The organism is Ruegeria sp. K5, from assembly GCF_056531805.1.
In genome coordinates this window covers 474,067-496,672 of the sequence record NZ_JBQFML010000001.1, presented here as the reverse complement: position 1 = coordinate 496,672, position 22,606 = coordinate 474,067, and the positions used below count along the sequence as shown (strand labels likewise).

The following is a 22,606-nucleotide window of genomic DNA, read 5'->3' as shown; positions in this document are numbered from 1 at the left end:
GTCCTGGATTTCGTCGCAAGCTAGGGCCACTGACGGGCGAGGTCCAGCCTCAGCCCTTATCTTTCCAACGGACCATCTGCCGCATGATCCCGTGCAACATCTGCACATCGGCCCGCGTCATGCGCATCCGCGACCAAAGGTTGCGCAGGTTGGTCTTCATGCCGTCGGCCTTTTCGGGCGGATAGAAGAACCCGGCCTCTTCCAGCCGATCTTCGTAGTGCTCGACCAGTTTCTCGACCTCGATGCCGGTGGCCCAGTCGCCCTTGCCCAAATCGGTGGCTTCATGCACCACATCGCCGGTCTGGCGCATCCACTCATAAGCGGTCAGCAAGACACATTGCCCAAGGTTCAGCGAGGCATATTCCGGGTTCACCGGCACCGAGATGATGGCGTTTGCCTTGGCGATATCTTCATTCTCAAGCCCTGCCCGTTCGGGGCCGAACAAAACGGTGACCTTTTCACCCGCCGCCACCTTCTGGGCCGCGACCTGCATGGCGCGTTCCGGGCTGTAGACCGGTTTGGTCAACCCGCGCTGCCGCGCCGTGGTGGCGAATACGAATGTACTGTCGGCCAGCGCGCCTGCCAGATCATCGAACAGCTGCGCCTCGTCCAGCAGCCGCCCCGCCCCGCTGGACATCGCCACCGCCTTGGGGTTCGGCCACCCGTCGCGCGGGGCCACGATCCGCATCCGGTCCAGCCCGAAATTCCACATCGCCCGCGCGGCGGCGCCGATGTTTTCACCCATCTGCGGGCGCACAAGCACGAAGGAAGGCTGGGATGTATCGCTGGGCATGGCTGTCTCCGAAAAACTCCGCCCGCTCTAATCCGCCAGCTTTGACAGAGCAACCCGATCCTCTTCTTCTGTTCCCAAATACCCGCTCGGCAGGCTTAAAAGTTTGCTTCCCCGCCGCAATCCGCTAAACCGCGCCAAAGACTGAAAGCGAAGGACGCGCCAATGGACACCCCCGAGCAGCCGCAGATTTATCTGATCACACCGCCGACCATCACGCTCAGCACCTATCCGGACCAGTTGGCGCGGGTGCTGGACGGGGCCGAGATCGCGTGCATTCGTCTGGCGCTGGCCGGCAATGACGAGGACACCATCGCCCGCGCTGCCGATGCCTGCCGCGAGGTGGCCCATGCGCGCGACGTGGCCATCGTAATCTCGAACCACGTGCTGCTGGCGCAACGGCTGGGGCTGGACGGGGTACATCTGGATGATGCCGCCCGGTCCGTGCGTGCGGCCCGCAAGGAACTGGGCGCGGACGCGATTGTCGGCAGTTTCTGCGGGGCGTCCAGCCATGACGGAATGACCGCTGGCGAGGCTGGCGTCGATTACGTCGCCTTTGGCCCGGTCGGCACGTCGTCGTTGGGCGATGGTACGCTGGCTGAAAGGGACCTGTTCCAGTGGTGGTCCGAGATGATCGAAGTTCCCGTTGTGGCCGAGGGCGGCCTGACCCCCGACCTGATCCGCGACCTGTCGCCCTGCACCGATTTCTTCGGCATCGGCGATGAAATCTGGTCAGCCGAGGATCCGTTGGCCGCGCTGAACGCGCTATTGGCCCACATGCCTAGCTAAGCATCCACGGCGCGACCATCCAATAGACCCCGACACCCGCAATCAGGATCGAGGCCAGAACCGATACCCGGCCTCGCATCCGATGCGACCCGCCAGAGATCAGGGCAGCACCGGCATAGCCTGCCGCCGCAACCGCGCTGAGTGCAGCCACCGCACCCCCGGCAAATCCCAGGATGGCGGGTGGCAGGTGATCGGGCGGCACGCCAATCGCGATCACGGAGGCGCTGAGCACGTTGCCCAGAAGCAAACCGGCAGCAAAAACCGCCAGTAATCGAAAGACGTGAAGACGCCTCAGGATCAGGTTCCAGAGCCCCAGAATGACGATGGCGGATGTGAGGGCGATAGAGGCTACAAATGGTGACAGCCCCAACGCTCCGTAAACCGAAAGCGCCAGTCCGAAGACCAATCCGATCGACAGGAACACCATCTGGGCGATTACTGCGCGCAGTGTCAGGGACAGAAAAACCAAGGCCAGAACCAGCGCGATCTCTTGCAAACCGTTGGGCACGATACGCGAAAACCCTTTGGGGAAGAACACCTGCACCGCCTGTTCAGGGCTGAGGGCCGCGCCGCCTTGCAATGGGATCGAAGGACTGGATTCTCCGGCCATGAGATAACCGGTGTAAGGGGCGGCCACCTGTTGCTGTTTCAAAACAACCGGCCCATGACCCGCAGGCCATGTCAGGCGCAAATTGGACGCCCCATTCGGCAAGGGCGCTGTCAGCAACAGCCTTGAAACCCGGGGGTTGGCGGTATCGCCGACAACGGGAATGCGCACCCCTTCATAGGCCAGAACGACCGGGCCACCGGCCTCAACCTGCAAGCGCGCCTTCCAGTCGGTGACAAACGCGCGGACCTCGGGCTCCAACTCGGACGAGACCCTTTGGCGTAGCGCCCGGTAGCCAGCATTGTCGGTCAGGTCAGGATGGGTTTCAGGATCAATCCCCGCCAGAAACATCTCGGCGTTCAGGGTGATTTCAAGAAACAGGCTGTCTGCCTTGGTCCAGAACTCGACAATCGTCGGCGGCGGGGTCTGGGCTTGGACGGGCATCGCCAACAGCATCAGACCCATCATCAGGCGGAAAAAGCCGCTCATGCGCAACGCTCTGCAATAGAAATCAAATCACAAATCATACCGGGCCGAGTTTCCCGCCGAACGCATCAGATCGCAAGCCTGAACGCACAGCACAGGCGGTTTATCTGTGTTGGCGTTAACGTTCGGACTTGCAAGGCCCCCGGTGCTGCGGCATGACAGCGGCATGACTCAGAACAGCGACATCCTGTGTATCGGTTCGGTCCTGTGGGACGTGATCGGGCGGTCGGCCAGCGCCATGCGGCAGGGATCGGACGTGCCGGGCCGGATCACCCGCCTGCCCGGTGGCGTTGCCATGAACATCGCCATGACGCTGGTGCGCTTTGGCATGACCCCGACCCTGCTGACCGCCATTGGCCGCGACCCCGAGGGGGACGAGTTGGTCAATTCCTGCGCACGGCTGGGAATGGTGACTGAACATATCTATCGCTCGCAGGACCTGCCCACCGACCGCTATATGGCCGTCGAAGGGGCCAACGGGTTGATCGCCGCCATTGCCGATGCACACTCGCTTGAGGCTGCAGGGGCCAAGATCCTGCGCCCCCTGATGCATGGTCCGCTGGGATACGAAAACACCCCCTTCGAAGGCCCGATTGCGCTGGACGGCAACCTGACGCTGAACCTGCTGGAAGAGATCGCGCAAAGCCCGGCCTTTGGCAAAGCCGACCTGAGGGTCGCCCCCGCCTCGCCCGGCAAGGCCGAGCGCCTGCTGCCCTTCCTGAAACACGCCCGCGCGACGCTGTATGTCAATCTGGAAGAGGCCGGTCTGCTCTGCCAGCGCGAGTTTGCCGATTCCGAATCCGCCGCCAAGGGCCTTCTGGACCGGGGCGCGCTGCGCGTGCTGGTGACAGACGGGGGCAACTCGGCCACCGTCGGCTCGTCGTCGGGTGTTCTGACCCAAACCCCGCCCTCGGTTCTGGTAACCCGCGTCACTGGCGCAGGTGACACCTTCATGGCCGCCCATATCGCCTCAGAAGCGGGCGGTGCCGACGAACAGACGGCCCTGACCCGCGCGCTGAACGCCGCCGCAACTTACGTTTCCGGAGAAACTCCCCTGTGATCAACATCCACTACTCAGCCGAGGTCCGCGCCGCCAAAGACGCAGGCCAGCCCATCGTGGCGCTGGAAAGCACCATCATCACCCATGGCATGCCCTACCCGCAGAATGTCGAGGTCGCAGCCCAGGTGGAAAAGGACATCCGCGACGCCGGGGCCGTTCCGGCCACCATGGCGGTGATCGAAGGCGTGCTGCATGTCGGACTGGAACCCGATCAGTTGCAATCTTTGGGTCAGGCGCAGGGCGTCGCCAAACTCTCACGCGCGGATATGGCCGCCTGTATCGCAACCGGGGGCACCGGGGCCACCACCGTCGCCGCCACCATGATCGCCGCGCAGTATGCGGGGATCGAGGTGTTTGCCACCGGTGGCATTGGCGGCGTGCATCAGGGTGCCGAAACCTCGTTCGACATTTCCGCCGACCTGCATGAACTGGGCCAGACACCGGTTACAGTGGTGGCTGCAGGGGCCAAAGCCATTCTGGATCTGGCCAAAACGCTGGAAGTTCTGGAAACGCTGGGGGTCCCCGTCATCGCCTATGGGCAGGACGAATTCCCCGCCTTCTGGTCCGCGAAGTCGCCCTACGCTGCACCCCTGCGCATGGACAGTGCCGAGGCCATCGCCAAGGCCCACGCCACCCGCCGCGCGCTGGGTTTGCCCGGTGGCCAACTGGTCGCCAACCCGATCCCCGCAGCCGACCAGATCCCGGCTGACGAGCTGGCCCCGATCATCGCCGCCGCGCAAGCCGATGCCGAAACCCACCGGATCACCGGCAAAGCCGTGACGCCCTATCTGCTGCAACGGATCTTTGAAAAGACCCAGGGCCGCTCGCTGACCGCCAATATCGCATTGGTCCGCAACAACGCCCGATTGGCGGCGAACATCGCTAAAGCGCTGGCAAACGGTGTGTAATTCCGCCCTATTGCACGGGCGCGTTGGACTGCTTAACTAATTCCGCAAATCACCCGGACCTGTAATGAATACACCGTTTGACGAAGAACCCCACCGCCGCCCCGGCCTGTTTTCGCGCCTGCGCGCATCGTTCCTGACGGGGATCGTCGTCATTGCTCCGGTCTGGTTGACCGTCTGGCTGATCTGGTCCGTTGTCGGCTGGATCGACAGCGCCGTCCTGCCGCTGGTGCCGCAGCAATTCCGGCCCGAGCAATATGTGGGCATCAACCTGCGCGGCGTCGGCGTTATCATCTTCCTGGTGTTCACCGTACTGGTCGGCTGGGTGGCCAAGGGTATTCTGGGCCGGTCCTTCATCTCGTTCACCGAAAGTCTGGTGAACCGGATGCCGATCGTGCGGTCGATCTATTCCGGCATCAAACAGATCTCGGAAACGGTCTTTGCTCAGACCGAGCGATCCTTTGAAAAAGCCTGCCTGGTGCAATATCCGCGCCGTGGCATCTGGGCCATCGGCTTTGTCTCCACGACCGCGAAGGGAGAGGTCAGCACCCGCGCGGAAACCGGCGGCGATTTGCTGAGCGTGTTTATCCCGACCACACCCAACCCGACCTCGGGCTTTTTGCTGTTCTTTCCGGCCGAAGACGTCATCCTGCTGGACATGAGCATCGAAGACGCCGCGAAACTGGTGATCTCGGCCGGTCTGGTCTATCCCAACGAAAAAGACCCGACCCAGCCGCCCGAGTGATCAGCCAAACATCGCGGGCAGATCGACCGTACTGTTCTGGCCCAAGTCCGATTTGTGGCGCTTTAAGAACCCGTCTGCGGCGTCACGACCCGCTTGTTTCAGCTTATGCAGGATCACCGGGTTGGGCACCGTCTTGGTGGCCACCGACAGGCTGTTCATCAGCTCGTTATCCGCAATCATATGAACCAGAACGCGGCTCATCTCTCCGGCCTTCAACTTGCCCTCTTCCAGCAATCGCTGAACGAAATTGATCGCCCGCAACTCGCGGAACAGGGATGAGTTAAAGCTGATTTCATTGATCCGGTTCTGAATTTGCTGCGGCGTCACTGGCAGTTCATCGCGCTCCAGCGGGTTGATGTTCACGATCACCACATCATCCGGCAAATCATCGCCAAACAACGGGTACAAGGCCGGGTTGCCGGTATAGCCCCCATCCCAATAGGCTTCGGTCCGCTCCGTCTCGGGGTCGTAAATCTCAACCGCCTTGAACAGCGTCGGCAAACAGGCCGAGGCGAGGATCGCATCGGTTGAAATCTCCTCCCCGGTGAACACCCGGATCTTGCCGCTGCGCACGCAGGTTGCGCAGACAAACAGGCGCGGCCCCTGATCGGCACAGATTTCCTTGAAACTGAACCGGTCCACAACGGGTTCCAGCGGGTTCGTGTAGAACGGCCCGTAGGCATAAGGCGACACCATCCGCGACCACGCGTCGCCGATGGAGTACGGCAGCGAATACTCCATGGCCTGCGCAATGCTCGCAGGCTCCAACCCGCGAAACCAGTTGGCCAGCCGCATGTCGCCCACGGCCCCCATCCGCTTCCAAAGCTCATCCAAACGCGCCCGCGCGCCGTCTCGGCCCGAATGCACCATGCCGGATTTGAACGCCGCCCCGTTCAGCGCCCCCGCTGAGGTTCCGGTGATCGCCGCAACCTCAATATCTTCCTCATCCAGAAACCGGTCGAGCACCCCCCAGGTAAACGCCCCATGCGCCCCACCGCCCTGCAATGCCAGGTTGATCTGTTTCAAGTCCCCGCCCCTTCTTCTGTTCAAAAATACCTCGGGGGTATGGGGGCAGAGCCCCCATGAAAACTCACAAAGCCGTCCAGCCCCCATCGACCGAGATCGTCGTGCCGGTGATCTGCGCCGCCGCGTCCGAGCACAGGAACTGCACGGTTCCGCCCAATTGCTCAACCGTGGCGAACTCTTTCGACGGCTGCCGCTCCAGCAGAATGTTCTTCACCACATCCTCGCGGCTCATGTTGTATTCCTTCATCGTGTCAGGAATCTGCGCCTCGACCAGCGGAGTCAGCACGTAACCAGGACAGATCGCATTGCAGGTGATCGGCTCTTGCGCGGTTTCCAGCGCTACGGTTTTGGTCATCCCGACAACCCCATGCTTGGCCGCAACATAAGCCGCCTTGAAGGGCGACGCCGTCAGCCCGTGCGCCGAGGCGATATTGACGATCCGCCCCCAGCCCGCTGCGCGCATCATTGGCAAGGCCGCCGCTGTGGTGTGAAAGGCCGAGTTCATGTTGATCGCAATAATCGCATCCCATTTCTCGACCGGAAACTGATCGATTGGCGACACATGCTGAATACCCGCGTTGTTCACCAGAATATCGCAGGTCCCGGCCTGTTCGATCAGCGCCCGGCATTCATCACCCTTCGACATGTCCGCCTTGATGTAGCGCGCATTGGTGCCGGTCTGCTTGGCGATCTCGGCGGCCAAGGCGTGATCTTCATCCCGGTCGGTGAACGAGTTCAGAACCACATCCGCCCCGGCCTTGGCCAGTTCGCGCGCGACGCCCAGCCCGATCCCCGAGTTTGATCCTGTAATGATTGCTGTTTTGCCCGACAGGCTCATGACCGTTCTCCCTTAGCATCAGATTGGGCACAGCATGCCATGCTGCACCTGCAAAGAAAACGGGGAAAGACGCCGCTAAAGCACCGCGGCAAGACCGCGCGAACCGACCAAAAAAAACGCCCGCACGAAGCGGGCGTTAAGTTATTGAGGCAGGTTTCATACAGGCAAGAAACCTATCGAGCAGTGAGACCTTTATAAGCAATTCTGTGCCTTCATCCAAGCTAAAAGTTTGAAAATAAGAAAAATCATCGGTACGGTGATCCCCAACAAAATAAGGCCAGAGCAGGATTGTTTCCAAAATGCGCCAGGATTTCCTAAGCCCTCTTCGTCCATTCGCAGCGGGAATCGCCTGCATTTTGGCGACCTCTTTCGCCCATGCAGATTCGGCCCATGGCATAGCTATGTATGGCGACCCGGCCCTACCACCGGATTTTGTGTCGCTGCCCTACGCCAATCCGGACGCGCCGAAAGGTGGCAGGGTCGTTTTTGGGAACACGGGCGGCTTTAACAGCTTGAACCCGTTTGTGCAAAAAGGCACCTCACCCTGGCAGCTTAGATTTTGGACGCATGAGAGCCTGATGGGCCGGTCCTGGGACGAACCTTTCACTCTTTACGGGCTGTTAGCCGAATCAGTTGAGACTGCACCAGACCGGTCCTGGGTCGAATTTACACTGCGGGAAGAGGCTGAATTTTCAGACGGAAGCCCGGTAACTGTCGAAGATGTGATCTGGTCCTACCAGACCCTCGGGACCGAGGGGCATCTGCGTTATCGCGGTCTGTGGGGAAAAATCGACAGCATCGAACAGACCGGCCCGCGTTCTGTCCGGATCACCTTTAACGAACCGAATCGGGAACTTGCGCTGATCGCCGGTCTGCGTCCGATCCTGCAAAAGGCGCAGTGGGAAGGTCGCAGCTTTGCCGACGCCCAACTGCATGATGTGCCAATCGGCAGCGGCCCCTATGTGATCGACGACTATGAGGCCGGGCGATACGTCAACCTGAAGCGGAACCCAGATTACTGGGGCAACGATGTCCCGTTCCGCCGGGGCACGATGAACCTGGATGATATGCGGATCGAATTCTATGGCGACGCCACGGTACTGTTCGAAGCGTTCAAAGCCGGGGAACTGTCCGCCGTCCGCGAGTTCAATGCCGACAAATGGGCCACCCAGTACAACTTCCCCGCCATCCAGCGCGGCGATGTGATCAAGACAGAAATCCCGCACGGCAAGCCCTCGGGCATGACCGGGTTTGTGATGAACACGCGCAAAGCCCCCTTTGACGACTGGCGCGTGCGCGAGGCGCTGACGCTGGCGTTCAACTTTGAATTCATCAACGACACAATCACCGGTGGCGCGCAGCCCCGGATCACCTCGTATTTCTCGGGCTCGGATCTGGCTATGCAGCCCGGCCCGGCAACCGGCAAGGTCAAAGAGCTGCTGGAGCCTTTTGCCTCGGACCTGACCCCCGGCACCCTGGAAGGTTATGCGCTGCCCCAAGGGGATGGCTCGGCCCGCAACCGCGCCAATATCCGCAAAGCGACAAAACTGCTGGCCGAGGCAGGATGGACCATTCAGGGCGGCGTGTTGCAAAACCAGAACGGCGAGGCATTCCGCATGACCGTTTTGCTGCAACAGGGCGACGCCGAGATGGAAACTGCCGTCGAAATCTATGCCCGCGCGTTGGAGCGTTTGGGCATTCAGGTCATGACAGAACAGGTCGACAGCGCACAGTATACCGGTCGCACGTCCGAGTTGGATTTCGACGTGACCCCGTTCCGCCGCGCCTTGTCCCTGTCACCGGGGAATGAGCAGCGCCTGTATTGGGGCAGTGAAAACGCCGATACGCCGGGCACGCGCAACCTGATGGGCGTCGCCTCACCCGCCGTGGACGGGATGATCGACGCGATGCTGGCCTCGGAATCGCGCGAAGATTTCGTCGCCGCCACCCGTGCGCTGGATCGTGTTCTGACCGCCGGCCGCTATGTTATCCCGATCTGGAGCTTTGATGTCGGCCGCATCGCGCATGTCAGTGCGCTGAAGTTCCCCGAGACGCTTCCGATCTATGGCGACGGCCCTCAGTACATGCCCGAAGTCTGGTGGTACGAAGAGTAACGGTCCGGCGTGATCCTTTTGCTGACAGCTAACTGACCCAAGGATGTCGGGTGCAGATCAATCCCCGGCTGTTCAATCCGGCGATCAATCGACCGGGTTCGGCAAAAATTGGCACATGCGGGACCAACCCCCAAATCTGGTATGTTGCGCGAAGCCCTCGGCTATATTCCGCGCAACCAACAAATCTTAGCGAAAGATCAAATTGACGCCTCAAAACGCTTTACTATGCGCAATTTACCGATATACCTTGTAGTTAGTCAGATCAGATCCACACTGCGATTTAATTGTTATTTTACGGACACCTATCGCGTGTCGCTCAGGTCCTGACACAGAACAAACGGACCAGCCGCCACTCACACTGAACTGCAGGTCCGATCGCCCGTTGCGGGATGTCCGCAGCGGGCATTTTTGTTCGGTACTGCCCCAAATCAGACTGCGACATTTTGTCATGTCCGAGGTCACGCCAACACATACGTAGGCTGTCTGTGGGGGAGAGCAGTCCTAAGCAAACCAAGGGAAGCTCGCACATGTTGAACTGGACAGATCTGACGCAGGACCTGGGCGCGACCTATGCCCGTGCCAAACGACGATTTCCAAACCTGAGGGATCAGGACATGGATCGCGTGTGGAACAACCGTGAACAGTTCGAGGCCTACCTGGCCGAGCGTCATCATCTGACTGTGAACGAAGCCAGGGAAGAGGTCGAGGATTTTCTGTTCACGGAACGCCTGAACCACGAACTGTCCCACGCTCATCTAGTTAAGTGACGTCACCCACAGGATCGTTGCGTCTTCGTCGCTGACAGACACCACGTTATGCCCCATACTGCCATCGTAATAAGCGCTGTCGCCGCGGCGCATTTCGACGGGTTCGTAGAACTCGGTATACAGGCGAACAACGCCGGTCAGCACGTATAGAAACTCTTCCCCGTCATGGCGCACCCAGCCGTCGAACTCATCCATTGATCGTGCCCGCACGCGCGCGCGGTAGGGCAGCATCTGCTTCTTGGTCAGTGTCTCGGCCAGCAATTCGTGCTCGTATGTCACTGTGGCATGCGCGGTTCCGTCGCCCATACGCGTGACGGCCATCCGCCCGATCACCTGATCCCGCTGCGGCGGGGTGAAAAGCTGCGGAACCGAAATTTCCAACCCGGTGGCCAGTTTCTTCAACGCGTCATAGGTGGGCGACATCTGCCCGTTTTCAATTTTGCTAAGTGTTGAGCGCGCCAGCCCCGCCTGTGTTGCCGCCTGTTCCAGCGTCCAGTTGCGCGCCTTGCGCAGCTCGCGCACCCGCGCGCCAAGATCCAGCGGCTCGAGTTCAGTCTCGACGCCAGACTCGCGGGCGATGCGGATTAGGGATTTGGGATCTTGGTCGCTCATGGCCTTTCTATAGAACCAGCCAGCCGTGCTTGCAACGCGACAAGCGCCGCGCTAGCCAGACAGCATGTTGTCGATCTTTGATCAGGGGCCGCCCGCCCCCTGCCCTGAACCGTTCAATCTGGCCGCACATGTTTTGCGTAAGGCGGATCAGTTGCCGGACAAAACCGCCCTGTCCGTCCTCGGCCAGAACGGAACGGATGAATGGAGCTACAGCCGACTGAAACGCGCCATTCTGGGAACGGGCACCGGGTTGTTGCAGGCCGGGTTGAAACCCGGTGACATTGCACTGATGCGTTTGGGAAATACGGTGGATTTCCCTATCGCCTATCTTGGGGCGATTGCCGTTGGGATCGTACCGGTCCCAACATCGTCGCAACTGACCGAACCGGAAACGGCCCGCATGATCGCCGATCTGAGCCCCGCCGCCATCCTGCGAGACCCGTCCGTGGCCTGCGCCCCGCATCCGCATCAGATCGACCTGCCTGCGCTGACCGCCATGCGCGACCTGCCCCCCGCCACGTTCGACCTGGGCGATCCCCAGCGACTGGCCTATGTGGTCTACACCTCGGGCACCTCGGGCAAGCCGCGCGCTGTTGCCCATGCGCATCGGGCGATCTGGGCGCGGCAGATGATGGTGGACGGCTGGTACGGGCTGACTCAGGACGACCGCCTGTGCCATGCCGGGGCGTTCAACTGGACCTACACGCTGGGCACCGGCCTGATGGACCCTTGGACAATTGGCGCGACCGCCCTGATCCCCGAGCCGGGCACCGACATCTCAGCACTGCCCCAGCTTCTGCGCCACAGCCGCGCGACGATTTTTGCGGCCGCTCCGGGTGTGGTTCGCAAGATGCTGCAAGCAGCCGACAAGATCGATTTGCCTAACCTGCGACACGCCCTGTGTGCGGGCGAAAAGCTGTCGCGGTCCTTGCACGCGCAGTGGCAAACGACCACCGGGACCGAGCTGTATGAAGCCTATGGCATGTCAGAATGCTCGACCTTCATCTCGTCCAGCCCGGCGCATCCGGCACGCGGCGAGGCGCTGGGGCAACCTCAGCCGGGTCGCCGCGTGGCGATCCTTGGACCGGACGGGCCAGTCCCTCAGGGACAGGACGGCACTATCGCCATCCATCGCTCGGACCCCGGCCTGATGTTGACCTATCTGAACGCCCCGGACGAAGTCGCGGACCGGATGCAGGGTGAGTGGTTCTTGACCGGCGATCAGGGGGCAATGGCCGTGGATGGGCAGATCACCTATCTGGGCCGCGACGACGACATGATGAACGCAGGCGGCTATCGCGTCTCGCCGGTCGAGGTTGAATCGGCGCTGTCCCACTATCCCGGTATCACCCAGGTCGGCACGGCTGCGGTTGAGGTCAAACCAGACACATTTGTGATCGCCGCCTTCTACACAGGCCCCCAAAGACTGGACGACGCGGCCCTGCACGCCTATGTCCAAGCCAATCTGGCACGCTACAAACAACCGCGCGCCTTTGTTCACCTTCCCGAGTTGCCGACCGGCGGCAACGGCAAACTCCTGCGCCGCGCATTGCCGGCCTATTTCAAGGCGACAACCGAATGACCCAGACCGTCAAGCTTGATATCCTGTCCGACCCGATCTGCCCCTGGTGCTATATCGGCAAGACCCATCTGGACAAGGCGCTGGCCAAGGTCCCGGATCATCCCTTTGTCATCGAATGGCATCCGTTCCAACTGAACCCCGAGATGCCGGATGAAGGCATGGATCGGCGCGAATACCTTGAGCGTAAGTTCGGCAGCAAAGAAGGCGCGGTGCGCGCCTATGCGCCTGTGGTCGAACATGCCGAAAACGCCGGTCTGACGATTGATTTCGAAGGGATGAAGCGCACCCCCAACACGCTGGACGCCCACCGCCTGATCCACTGGGCCGGGATCGAGGGCAAACAGAACGCCGTCGTCGATGCGTTGTTCGACGCCTATTTCGTTCAGGCGCGCGACATTGGCGACCCCGAGGTTCTTTCGGACATCGCCGACAGCGCGGGTATGGACGCCGCCGTGGTCATGAAACTTCTCAAATCAGACGCCGACCGCGAGGATATCCGCAAACGCGACACCCATTCGCGCGAAATGGGTGTGAATTCGGTGCCCACCTATATCGTTGCCAATCAACACGCCGTTCCGGGCGCGCAACCCCTTGAAATGTGGGAAAAAGTGATTGCCGAGATCATGTCTCAACTTGAGGCTTCCTCTGCAGAATAGCACATAGGTCTGTGCAAATTTCCGGTCTGGCGCAACCTGATCTGCCGTGATAGCGCGAACAGGTAAGGAGTGCCCATGGCCAATCGCATGTCCCGGGGGGAGTTCATTGCGCTGATTGCAATGATGTTCTCGACCATCGCCTTTTCAATCGACTCGATGCTGCCCGCCCTGCCCGAGATCGGCGCGCAGCTCAGCCCCGATGACGTCAACCGCGCGCAGCTGATCCTGACATCCTTTGTGCTGGGCATGGGGATTGGGACGTTCTTCACCGGCCCTTTGTCGGATGCCTTTGGGCGTAAGCCGGTCATCTACGGCGGCGTTGTGCTGTATATCGTGGCTTCGGTCGTGGCCTGGGCCAGTTCCTCGCTGGAACTGGTTCTGGCGGCCCGCGTGGTTCAGGGCCTTGGCGCGGCGGGTCCGCGTGTTGTGGCGATGGCGATTATCCGAGATCTATATTCGGGGCGCATCATGGCGCGGATCATCTCGATTGCGATGATGATCTTTACGCTGGTGCCCGCAGCCGCGCCAATGATGGGCGCAGGCGTGATCGCCCTGTTCGGATGGCGCGGCATCTTTGTCTCGTTCATCCTGTTTGCCCTGATTACAGTCACATGGATGGGCACCCGCCTGCCCGAGTCTCTGCCAGTGGAAAACCGCCGCCCCTTCCGGCTGCCACTGATGGTTGCCGCCACGAAAGAGATGTTTGCCCATCCCACGGTGCGCCTGTCGATCATGGTTCAGACCTTATGCATGGGTATCCTGTTCACCATGCTGACCATGGTGCAGCCCGTCTATGACGTGGTGCATGACCGGGCGGACAGCTTTCCGTTCTGGTTTGGGTTTGTGGCCCTGATCTCGGGCTCGGCCAGTCTGCTGAACGCGGCCCTCGTGGTGCGGGTTGGGATGCGCCGCATGGTCACATGGGCGCTGGGGGGCCAGATTCTGATCACCGCCGTGGTGATTACGCTGAACGCTCTGCCAATGTCGCCCAACGCCTCATTCGCGCTGTTTGTGGTGTGGCAAACCACGATTTTCTTCATGGCGGGCGTCACGCTGGGCAACCTGAACGCCATCGCGATGGAGCCGATGGGACATATTGCAGGCATGGCCGCATCAGTCATCGGATCGGTTGCCACGGTGCTGGCCGCTGGCATCGCAGCGCCTGTGGGGCTGCTGTTCGATGGCTCGATCACGCCTTTGTCAACGGGCATCCTGACCATGTGCATCGTCGCCTTTGGTCTGATGGTTCACATGGGCCGGATCGAAAACCGCCTGCCCGCCTGACCCTGTGCAGATCCCGTGAAACGCGCTAACCTGCCTTGAACATTCCGGGGGAGGTTATTTGATGAGCTATGATTACGATTTGGGCACCTATTCCTGCCCCGTCACCACATCATCGGCCGAGGCCCAGCTTTGGTTCGACCGGGGTCTGGCTTGGACCTATGGCTATAACCACGGTGAGGCTGTGGTCTGTTTCCAGAAAGCGGTTGAGCATGACCCGGCCTGCGCCATGGCCCATTGGGGCGTCGCTTATGCCGCCGGTCCGAACTACAACCTGCCATGGGAATTGCAGGATGACCGGGGGCGGCAAAAGGCCCTTGGCATAGCCTATGACGCCGCGCAGAAGGCGCTGGCGCTGACGGACACATGTACTGATGTCGAAAAGGCGCTGATCAACGCCCTGCCTGCGCGTTACCCGCAACGGGATCCGGTCGAGGATATGCATCGATGGGATTTCGACTTTGCCGACGCCATGCGCGCAGCCTTCGCTGCCCAGCCCGGACATCTGGACCTGCGCACCATCTATGTCGAATCCCTGCTGAACCTGACCCCTTGGAAAATGTGGGACCTGAGCACCGGCAAACCCGCCGAAGGGGCCGCCACACTTGAAGCGCAAGAGGCACTGGAATGGGCGATGGACAATGACCCCGCCGCCATGTCTCATCCCGGCCTGCTGCATCTGTATGTTCATCTGATGGAAATGTCGCCGACCCCGGAAAAAGCGCTGAAAGCAGGCGACGTGCTGCGTACTTTGGTCCCCGATGCCGGGCATCTTGTGCATATGCCGACCCATATCGATGTGCTTTGCGGGCACTATCAGAATGTGGTGCACTGGAACGAAAAGGCCTCGGTCGCCGATCTGAAGTATTACGAACGTGAAGGCGCGTTCAACATCTATACCGGCTATCGCCAGCACAACTATCACTTCACCATCTATGGCGCGCTGTTTCTGGGCCAGATGGAGCCCGCACTGCGCGCCAATCAGGGGCTTTGGGACACCACGCCCGAAGAAATGCTGCGCGTTGAAAGCCCGCCCATGGCGGATTTCTTCGAAAGCTATATGTCGATGGGCCCTCATATCCTGATCCGCTTTGGCCGCTGGGAAGAGGCCAAGGCACTGGAGTTGCCCGAAGACCCCGACCTGTTCCGCACGCTGACGGCAACCACCCATTACGCCCGCGCCATCGCCCATGCCGCAACCGGCGATGTGGCGCAGGCCGAAGCCGAGGAACAGCTGTTCCTCAGCGCCAAAGCCTGCGTGCCCGAGGCGCGGCGGCTGCACAACAACCGCGTTATCGATCTGCTGGAGGTCGCAACCGAGATGCTGCGCGGCGAGATTGAATACCGCAAAGGCAATTTCGAGATCGCCTTTGCGCACCTGCGCCGCTCGGTCGAGTTGGACGACACCTTGCCCTATGATGAGCCGTGGGGCTGGATGCAACCCACGCGCCACGCACTTGGGGCCCTGCTGTTCGAACAAGGCCATGTGGCCGAGGCCGAAGCGGTCTATCGCAAGGATCTGGGATTGGGCGGAAACCTCAGCCGCGCCTCGATCCATCCGGACAATGTCTGGAGCCTGAAGGGCCTTCATGATTGCCTGAAAGCGCGCAGCGAGACGGTTGAAATCAAACAGATCAAACAACGGCTTGACCTTGCGCTGGCACGAGCCGACGGTGCAGTCGGCGCATCCTGTTTCTGCGCCCAAGCCGCGATGAGAGCTGCCGAATGAAATCACTGAAACTTGCGCTGGCCGCGCTGATCTGTGGGCCGGTCTGGGCGGATCGCCAAAGTTTCACCCCCGTGGATCAGGCGGGCAGTGACCCGTCTCTGGTGGCGTTTCGCGACAACCTGCTGGCCAAAGTCGCCGCTCGCGATACCGAGGCCGTGATCGCCGCCGCCTGCCCCGATATCTATATCAGTCACGGCACCGAAAGCGGCCCCGAAGCGTTTCGGCAAAGCCTGACCGTACCGCCCGAAACGCTGGCCGAGGATACACGCCACCAGGCCGACGCGCTGCGCGAAGCCTATTGGACTGCGTTGGAAGACACTTTGTCCCAGCCCGGCTATTTCGATGATCAGGGCGAATTCTGGATGCCGCATCAATGGCAGATCTCTCTGCCCGCCGCGCTGGATCCGTTTCTGGCCTATTTCGTGACCGGAGACCGGGTCACCCTGCGCCGGTCCGCAGCGCGCAGTGGCGGTATTTTGGACTTCATCAGCCACGAGGTCGTTCTGGTGCCCGAATATCAGGACGGCGCCGAATACCAACTGGTCCGCCTGACTGATGGCACACTCGGCTATATGCACAGCGATTTCCTGTGGTCCATGGTGGGCTACCGCGCCGCACTGGTGAAATCCGACGCGGGCGACTGGCAGCTTTGTACCTTTGTGACCGGGGATTAGGCTTTCGCCTTTTTCTTCTCGGCCACAACCTTTTCCGCCAGATCGCGGGCAATGGCAAAAGCGCCCTTGATCTTGTCGCTGTCCTTCTTCCAGTCGCGGCGCACGACGATCTTGTTGTCCTTGACCTTGGCAAGGCCGCGCTGGTTCTGGATGAACTCCACCAGCCCCTGAGGCGAGGCAAACTTGTCATTGTGGAACTGGATCGTAGCACCCTTCGGCCCGCCATCCAGCTTGGCAATCCCCGCCCGTTTGCACATCGCCTTGATGCGCACCACCAGCATCAGGGTGTTCACCTCTTTCGGCAAAGCACCGAAGCGGTCGATCAGTTCCGCGGCAAAGCCTTCCAACTCGACCTTGGTCGAGAGCGACGACAGACGTCGATAGAGGCCAAGACGCACGTCCAGATCGGGCACGTACTCCTCGGGGATCAGAACCGGGACGCCCAGATTGATCTGCGGGGCCCACTGGTCGTCGGCATCCGACAGCCCCTCCATCTCACCGGCCTTGATCTTGGCAATCGCCTCTTCCAACATCGATTGGTAGAGTTCATAGCCCACGTCGCGCATCTGACCGGATTGTTCCTCGCCCAGCAGGTTGCCCGCGCCGCGAATGTCGAGGTCTTGGCTGGCCAGCGTGAACCCTGCCCCCAGCGTGTCCAGCGAGCCCAAAACCCGCAGCCGTTTTTCGGCCGTCGCGGTCAGTTTCTGGCGCGGCTTGGTGGTCAGGTAAGCATAGGCGCGGGTTTTTGAGCGCCCGACCCGCCCCCGGATCTGATAGAGCTGCGCCAGACCGAACATATCCGCCCGGTGCACAACCATTGTGTTCGCAGTCGGAATATCCAACCCGCTTTCGACAATCGTCGTCGCCAGCAGCACGTCGTATTTGCCGTCATAAAACGCGTTCATCCGGTCGTCGAGCTCACCCGCCGCCATCTGGCCATGCGCGACGACATAAGACAGTTCGGGCAGCTGGTCTTTGAGGAATTCTTCGATCTCGGGCAGATCCGAGATGCGGGGAACGACGTAAAAGCTCTGCCCGCCGCGATAGTGTTCGCGCAGCAGCGCCTCGCGAATGGTGACTGCGTCGAATTCGCTGACATAGGTGCGGATGGCCAGACGGTCGATGGGCGGAGTGCCGATGATCGACAGATCGCGCACGCCGGTCAGGCTCAATTGCAATGTCCGGGGGATCGGAGTGGCGGTCAGCGTCAACACGTGAATGTCCGAGCGCAGTTGCTTCAGGCGTTCCTTGTGGCCGACACCGAAATGCTGTTCTTCGTCGATGATCAGCAGGCCGAGATTCTGGAACCGCACCCCTTTGGCCAGCAAGGCATGGGTGCCGATCACGATATCCACCGTGCCGCGCGCCAACCCGTCGCGGGTCTGTTGCGCCTCTTTGGCCGAGACAAAGCGCGACAATTGCCGCACTTCCAGCGGGAAGCCCCGGAACCGCTCCTTGAACGACGCCGCGTGCTGACGGGCCAGCAAGGTGGTCGGCGCAACCACCGCCACCTGCACGCCCGACATGGCGGCGACAAATGCCGCGCGCATGGCGACCTCGGTCTTGCCGAAACCCACATCGCCACAGATCAGGCGATCCATCGGCGCGCCGGAATGCATGTCCTCCATCACCTCGGAAATCGCGCGCAGCTGGTCGTCGGTTTCCTGATAGGGGAATCGCGCGCTGAACTCCTCCCACGCGTGAGGGGGCGGGTCCATGACCGGAGCCTTGCGCAAGGCGCGTTCAGCCGCGATGCGGATCAGCTTGTCCGCCATCTCGCGGATGCGCTCTTTCAGCTTGGCCTTCTTGGCCTGCCAAGCGCCGCCGCCCAGACGGTCCAGCAGCCCTTCATCGTGGCCGTATTTTGACAGAAGTTCGATGTTTTCGACCGGCAGGTACAGCTTGGACTGTTCGGCATATTCCAGCAGCAGGCATTCATGGGCGGCCCCTGCGGCGGTGACCACCTCCATGCCCATGTAACGGCCAATACCGTGATCGACATGAACCACCAGATCACCGGGGGACAGCGATTGGGTCTCGGTCAGGAAATTCTCGGCCTTGCGGCGTTTCTTGGGCTGGCGGATCAGGCGGTCGCCCAGCACGTCCTGCTCGGCGATCACCGTCAGATCGGGGGTTTCGAACCCATGCTCCAACGCCCAGACTGCCAGATGCAGCCCACGCTTGCCGACACGGGTGCCGTCGGTGACCGGGATGGCTTCGGCCAGCCCCTCATCCTCGATCAACCCGGTCAGACGTTCGCGCGCGCCCTCGGAATACGAGGCGATCAGGACCGGACCTTTGGACAGCTTGTCGGTGATGTGACCTGCCAGCGCGCCGAACAGGCTGATGCTTTCCTGCTGCCGTTCGGGCGCAAAATTACGCCCGATCCGCCCGCCCGCATCGATCACGCCGGGACCGCTGGCCTGCGGCAGCGGGCTGAACTGCATCACCCGCCGGTTGCCCACGGCCTGTTCCCAAGCCGCGTCATCCATATACAGCAATCCGGGCGGCGTCGGCTTGTAAACCGTATCCATGCGTGAGCGGTTTTCCAGCGCCAGACGACGGGTTTCGTACTGATCGGCAATCGTATCCCAACGTGCCAGCCGAGACGGTGTCACCTGATCATCAACGGTGATTGTCGCATCCGGCAGATAATCGAACAGCGTTTCAAGCTTTTCGTGGAAAAATGGCAGCCAGTGTTCGACGCCTTGGTGTTTTCGGCCTGCGCTAACTGCCTCATACAGCGGATCATCAGTTCCGGCAGCGCCAAATTCGATGCGATAATTCTGGCGGAAACGGGTGATTGCAGCCTCGTCCAGAATGACCTCGGAAACCGGTGCGAGTTCAACCACCTCCAGCTTCTCAGTCGTGCGTTGGGACACTGGATCAAACCGGCGCGCACCGTCCAGCACATCGCCGAACAGGTCCAGCCGGACAGGCCCGGATTCACCCGGCGGGAAAACGTCGATGATGCCACCCCGGATTGCGTAGTCGCCCGGCTCCATCACCGTGGGGCTTTGGGTGAACCCCATGCGCACCAGAAACTTGCGCAGCGCGTCCTCATCCACGCGATGGTTCACACGGGCGGTGAATGCAGCCTCGCGCAGCACATCGCGCGCCGGCACCCGCTGGGTCGCGGCGTTTAGCGTGGTCAGCAGCACGAACCGATCCGGCATCTGGTGCACCAAAGCCGCCAATGTCGCCACTCGCGCCGCGGCGATATCAGCATTGGGCGACACCCGGTCATAAGGAAGGCAATCCCAGCCGGGGAACACAAAGACCGGCATGTCAGGGGCAAAGAAGGCCAATGCGGCGCGCATCGCCTCCATCCGCTTATCATCCCGCGCGACGTGGCAGACCGGCCCACCCGAACGCGCGATCTCGTTCAGGACAAGCTGCGCGTCAAACCCTTCCGGGGCGCCGCCGACTGTCACGTGGTTCGGAGCCTTCATCGCCTTGCCTTTCAGATTTCGCTATCCCAGAACGCCAATCGAGAGGTTCTGATACATGCCCCAGAGGGAAGTGACCAGTATCGAGATCATGCCGATGATCTGGGTGTAAAGCCGACACCGAGACAAGGCTTTTGCCACCCTTTCCAGCGTCAGTTCATGTTGCCGCAAGCGGCGGGCGTAGACGACGTTCAGAACCGTGACGATGGTCATCGGGAACATCAGCAAAAACAGGGCCTGCGCAAACTCGACGCCATAGTAAAACCCAAGCGTTGCCAATCCGGTGAATACAAAACAGGCCAGCGCCAGAAGGACGGCGCCCGACACTTCCACCAGATACAGCAAACGGTTGGAATTGATCCGAACGATGTCCAGCAGATCAAGCTCGACCTGGCCACCGATCCGGCGCGCCCGCACGACCAGGTCGTAAGGCACCCCCATCACCCAATGGCTGGCCGAGGACCACATCACCGCCAGAACGATCCAGAACCACAGATTCGAAAAGCTGCGCATGTCGATGAGTTCGAAGATCGAGGTGTACCAGTCCAAACCCAGCCCTTTATTCAAAATCCTCAGGGGGTTCTATCGCAGCGGCGCGTCCATTGGTACCCTTGAGCCCTAGGCGAATTCATGCCACCCAATGCGGCAATGTTCAAGGAGCACGCGCCATGAAACCGACCATCGCCCCCTACCCCATGACCCGCTTTCGCCGGGCCCGGCAGTCCGAGGCAATTCGGGGCTTGGTGCGTGAGAATACGCTGACTACGGACGATCTGATCTGGCCGGTTTTCGTGCGCGAGGGCGAAGGTGTGGAAGAACCGGTGCCTTCGATGCCCGGCGTCATTCGCCGCTCGGTCGATCTGATAGCCAAGGCAGCGGTTGAGGCTCAGGCCCTTGGAATCCCGGCGATTTGCATCTTTCCCTACACCGATCCGGCACTGAAAACGGAAGACTGTGCCGAAGCCTGGAACCCCGACAACCTGTCGAACCGTGCAATCCGCGCGATCAAGGCGGCCGCGCCAGAGATCGCGATCATGACCGACGTGGCGCTGGACCCCTACAATATCAACGGCCATGACGGATACGTGGTCGATGGCGAGATCGTGAATGACCGGACCGTTGAAGCCTTGGTCAAGATGACCCTTGCTCAGGCCGAGGCCGGCGCGGACATCATTGGCCCGTCGGACATGATGGATGGCCGCATCGGGGCGATGCGTTCGGCGCTGGAAGGCGCAGGGCACCATAACGTGATGATCCTCAGCTACGCCGCCAAATACGCCAGCGCCTTTTATGGTCCGTTCCGCGATGCGGTTGGAGCCTCGGGTGCGCTGACGGGTGACAAGAAAACCTACCAGATGGACCCCGCGAACTCGAACGAAGCCCTGCGCCTGATAGAACGCGACCTGACCGAGGGCGCGGATATGGTGATGATCAAACCCGGTATGCCCTATCTGGATATCTGCCGCCGGGTGAAAGACACATTCGGCGCGCCGACCTATGCCTATCAGGTCTCGGGTGAATACGCGATGATCCAGGCGGCGGCGCAGAACGGCTGGATCGATGGCGACAAGGTCATGGTGGAAAGCCTGCTGGCCTTCAAACGCGCCGGGTGCGACGGTATCCTGACCTATTTCGCCCCCAAGGTTGCAGAGATGCTGCAGGGCTAAAACCCCGGATTGTCGCGATATTTCGCCTATTGATACGCAGGCGCGCAAAGCTTTCCCGTGACATATACGGGCAATCGGCGTATTCTTGCACACAAGATCGGGATCACCCGACATATCAGGCACATTTACAAGAGACAGGACATATGAGCAGTTCCCAATCCCCCCGACTGAGCCGTCGCGGCTTTGCTTTTGGCATGGCTGGGCTGACCTTGACCGCCGCATGCGGCAACGGCGTTGGCAATTCGAACGCAGCCACGATTGATGCGCGTGTCGCCGCAACGCTGACCGAGATGTACAGCCGCTATCCAAACACGGTTGAAATTGCCAACAAGGCCAATGGCTTGCTGGTCATGCCCCTGATCACCGAAGCCGGGTTTGTCTTTGGTGGCGGCTACGGGCGCGGCGCGTTGCAGATCAACGGCGCGACGGTCGATTATTACTCGGCCGTCAAAGGCAGCGCGGGCCTTCAGATCGGCGCACAGCAATACGCACACGTCTTGTTCTTCATGACCGAGGACGCGCTGAACGATTTCCGCCGCTCCAGCGGTTGGACCGCCGGGGCTGACATTGGCTACGTGGTCAGCGATCAGGGCGATTCATTGTCGACCGACACAACCACGCTGCGCACACCGGTTCTGGCCGCTGTCTTCGGACAGGCGGGCCTGCAGATCGGCGCAACGGTCGAAGGCACCAAATACACCCGGATCATTCCGTAAGTTTCGAACACCACACCCCTCTGGCAAGCCCCGTCGCATTCCGGTGCGGCGGGGCACTTATTTTCGGTACGTCAGGACAGGTTCCTGCCGCGTTCCTCTTTCGGTTGCTGGCC

Annotated in this window: 21 protein-coding genes; 13 read left to right on the top strand and 8 right to left on the bottom strand. The window is 61.0% G+C overall.

All coding sequences use genetic code 11. The annotated features are described in order from the left end of the window. Positions 1–49 precede the first annotated feature (49 nt). A complete protein-coding gene (locus ACR0MO_RS02560; RefSeq protein ID WP_480580972.1) occupies positions 50–793 on the bottom strand; it encodes an RNA methyltransferase in 744 nt (247 codons plus the stop codon). A 162-nt stretch (positions 794–955) separates the two neighbouring features. Here ACR0MO_RS02560 and ACR0MO_RS02555 point away from each other — a divergent pair, with 162 nt between their 5' ends. Beyond that, on the top strand, positions 956–1,579 hold the full coding sequence (locus ACR0MO_RS02555) for a thiamine phosphate synthase (protein ID WP_170629638.1): 624 nt from the start codon (positions 956–958) through the stop codon (positions 1,577–1,579). Here the strand turns inward: ACR0MO_RS02555 and ACR0MO_RS02550 are convergent. Continuing rightward, complete coding sequence (locus ACR0MO_RS02550; RefSeq protein ID WP_480580970.1) at positions 1,572–2,675, bottom strand: HupE/UreJ family protein; 1,104 nt, start codon at positions 2,673–2,675, stop codon at positions 1,572–1,574. The two genes, ACR0MO_RS02555 and ACR0MO_RS02550, sit on opposite strands and share 8 nt — an antisense overlap. 163 nt (positions 2,676–2,838) lie before the next feature. Here ACR0MO_RS02550 and ACR0MO_RS02545 point away from each other — a divergent pair, with 163 nt between their 5' ends. From ACR0MO_RS02545 to ACR0MO_RS02535, 3 genes are all read left to right on the top strand, one after another. After that, on the top strand, positions 2,839–3,732 hold the full coding sequence (locus ACR0MO_RS02545) for a PfkB family carbohydrate kinase (RefSeq protein WP_170621872.1): 894 nt from the start codon (positions 2,839–2,841) through the stop codon (positions 3,730–3,732). After that, a complete protein-coding gene (locus tag ACR0MO_RS02540; RefSeq protein WP_480889541.1) occupies positions 3,729–4,640 on the top strand; it encodes a pseudouridine-5'-phosphate glycosidase in 912 nt (303 codons plus the stop codon). The genes ACR0MO_RS02545 and ACR0MO_RS02540 overlap by 4 nt, the downstream gene beginning before the upstream one ends. Before the next feature lie 64 nt (positions 4,641–4,704). Beyond that, a complete protein-coding gene (locus tag ACR0MO_RS02535) occupies positions 4,705–5,382 on the top strand; it encodes a DUF502 domain-containing protein (protein ID WP_170450295.1) in 678 nt (225 codons plus the stop codon). Here the strand turns inward: ACR0MO_RS02535 and ACR0MO_RS02530 are convergent, their stop codons facing one another. The 3 genes from ACR0MO_RS02530 to ACR0MO_RS02520 form a co-directional block, all read right to left on the bottom strand. Further along, complete coding sequence (locus ACR0MO_RS02530) at positions 5,383–6,408, bottom strand: patatin-like phospholipase family protein (protein ID WP_480889538.1); 1,026 nt, start codon at positions 6,406–6,408, stop codon at positions 5,383–5,385. It abuts the gene before it with no gap. Between the two features lie 64 nt (positions 6,409–6,472). Further along, positions 6,473–7,246 (bottom strand): 3-hydroxybutyrate dehydrogenase, encoded by a 774-nt coding sequence (locus tag ACR0MO_RS02525; protein WP_170518922.1) that lies wholly within the window; start codon positions 7,244–7,246, stop codon positions 6,473–6,475. 136 nt (positions 7,247–7,382) lie between these two features. Then, the gene (locus ACR0MO_RS02520) at positions 7,383–7,601 is read right to left on the bottom strand and encodes a hypothetical protein (protein ID WP_480626285.1); all 219 of its coding nucleotides are present in this window, start codon (positions 7,599–7,601) and stop codon (positions 7,383–7,385) included. Here ACR0MO_RS02520 and ACR0MO_RS02515 point away from each other — a divergent pair. After that, positions 7,546–9,360: an extracellular solute-binding protein gene (locus ACR0MO_RS02515; protein WP_480889535.1), complete on the top strand. Its 1,815-nt coding sequence runs from the start codon at positions 7,546–7,548 to the stop codon at positions 9,358–9,360. The genes ACR0MO_RS02520 and ACR0MO_RS02515 overlap by 56 nt on opposite strands. A 527-nt stretch (positions 9,361–9,887) precedes the next feature. Further along, a complete protein-coding gene (locus ACR0MO_RS02510) occupies positions 9,888–10,127 on the top strand; it encodes an SPASM domain-containing protein (protein WP_170450287.1) in 240 nt (79 codons plus the stop codon). Here ACR0MO_RS02510 and ACR0MO_RS02505 read toward each other — a convergent pair. Beyond that, positions 10,116–10,739 carry an XRE family transcriptional regulator gene (locus tag ACR0MO_RS02505; protein WP_170450285.1) on the bottom strand — a complete coding sequence of 208 codons (624 nt, stop codon included), beginning with the start codon at positions 10,737–10,739 and terminating at the stop codon, positions 10,116–10,118. The two genes, ACR0MO_RS02510 and ACR0MO_RS02505, sit on opposite strands and share 12 nt — an antisense overlap. Positions 10,740–10,803: 64 nt before the next feature. On the opposite strand from ACR0MO_RS02505, the gene ACR0MO_RS02500 reads away from it, so the two are divergent. The 5 genes from ACR0MO_RS02500 to ACR0MO_RS02480 all read left to right on the top strand — a co-directional run bounded on the left by ACR0MO_RS02500 (position 10,804) and on the right by ACR0MO_RS02480 (position 16,661). Next, the gene (locus ACR0MO_RS02500) at positions 10,804–12,321 is read left to right on the top strand and encodes a class I adenylate-forming enzyme family protein (RefSeq protein ID WP_170450283.1); all 1,518 of its coding nucleotides are present in this window, start codon (positions 10,804–10,806) and stop codon (positions 12,319–12,321) included. After that, positions 12,318–12,977 carry a DsbA family oxidoreductase gene (locus ACR0MO_RS02495; RefSeq protein WP_170450281.1) on the top strand — a complete coding sequence of 220 codons (660 nt, stop codon included), beginning with the start codon at positions 12,318–12,320 and terminating at the stop codon, positions 12,975–12,977. The genes ACR0MO_RS02500 and ACR0MO_RS02495 overlap by 4 nt, the downstream gene beginning before the upstream one ends. Positions 12,978–13,052: 75 nt before the next feature. Next, on the top strand, positions 13,053–14,261 hold the full coding sequence (locus ACR0MO_RS02490) for a multidrug effflux MFS transporter (protein WP_170450279.1): 1,209 nt from the start codon (positions 13,053–13,055) through the stop codon (positions 14,259–14,261). A gap of 61 nt (positions 14,262–14,322) precedes the next feature. Then, positions 14,323–15,987, top strand: a complete 1,665-nt coding sequence (locus tag ACR0MO_RS02485; RefSeq protein WP_480626066.1) for a hypothetical protein — start codon at positions 14,323–14,325, stop codon at positions 15,985–15,987. Next, the gene (locus ACR0MO_RS02480) at positions 15,984–16,661 is read left to right on the top strand and encodes an SH3 domain-containing protein (RefSeq protein WP_170450274.1); all 678 of its coding nucleotides are present in this window, start codon (positions 15,984–15,986) and stop codon (positions 16,659–16,661) included. Before ACR0MO_RS02485 ends, ACR0MO_RS02480 begins: the two co-directional genes overlap by 4 nt. On the opposite strand, the gene mfd is transcribed toward ACR0MO_RS02480, so the two are convergent. Together mfd and ACR0MO_RS02470 are read right to left on the bottom strand one after the other, a co-directional pair. Next, the gene (gene mfd / locus ACR0MO_RS02475; protein ID WP_480889532.1) at positions 16,658–20,113 is read right to left on the bottom strand and encodes a transcription-repair coupling factor; all 3,456 of its coding nucleotides are present in this window, start codon (positions 20,111–20,113) and stop codon (positions 16,658–16,660) included. The two genes, ACR0MO_RS02480 and mfd, sit on opposite strands and share 4 nt — an antisense overlap. 21 nt (positions 20,114–20,134) lie before the next feature. Further along, on the bottom strand, positions 20,135–20,659 hold the full coding sequence (locus ACR0MO_RS02470) for a component of SufBCD complex (protein ID WP_170453021.1): 525 nt from the start codon (positions 20,657–20,659) through the stop codon (positions 20,135–20,137). A gap of 119 nt (positions 20,660–20,778) precedes the next feature. Here ACR0MO_RS02470 and hemB point away from each other — a divergent pair, with 119 nt between their 5' ends. Further along, entirely contained in the window at positions 20,779–21,777 is a 999-nt protein-coding gene (hemB, locus tag ACR0MO_RS02465) for a porphobilinogen synthase (RefSeq protein ID WP_480872557.1), read from the top strand. Positions 21,778–21,920: 143 nt separating this feature from the next. Beyond that, positions 21,921–22,493 carry a YSC84-related protein gene (locus ACR0MO_RS02460; protein ID WP_170450268.1) on the top strand — a complete coding sequence of 191 codons (573 nt, stop codon included), beginning with the start codon at positions 21,921–21,923 and terminating at the stop codon, positions 22,491–22,493. The last annotated feature ends 113 nt before the right edge of the window (positions 22,494–22,606 follow it).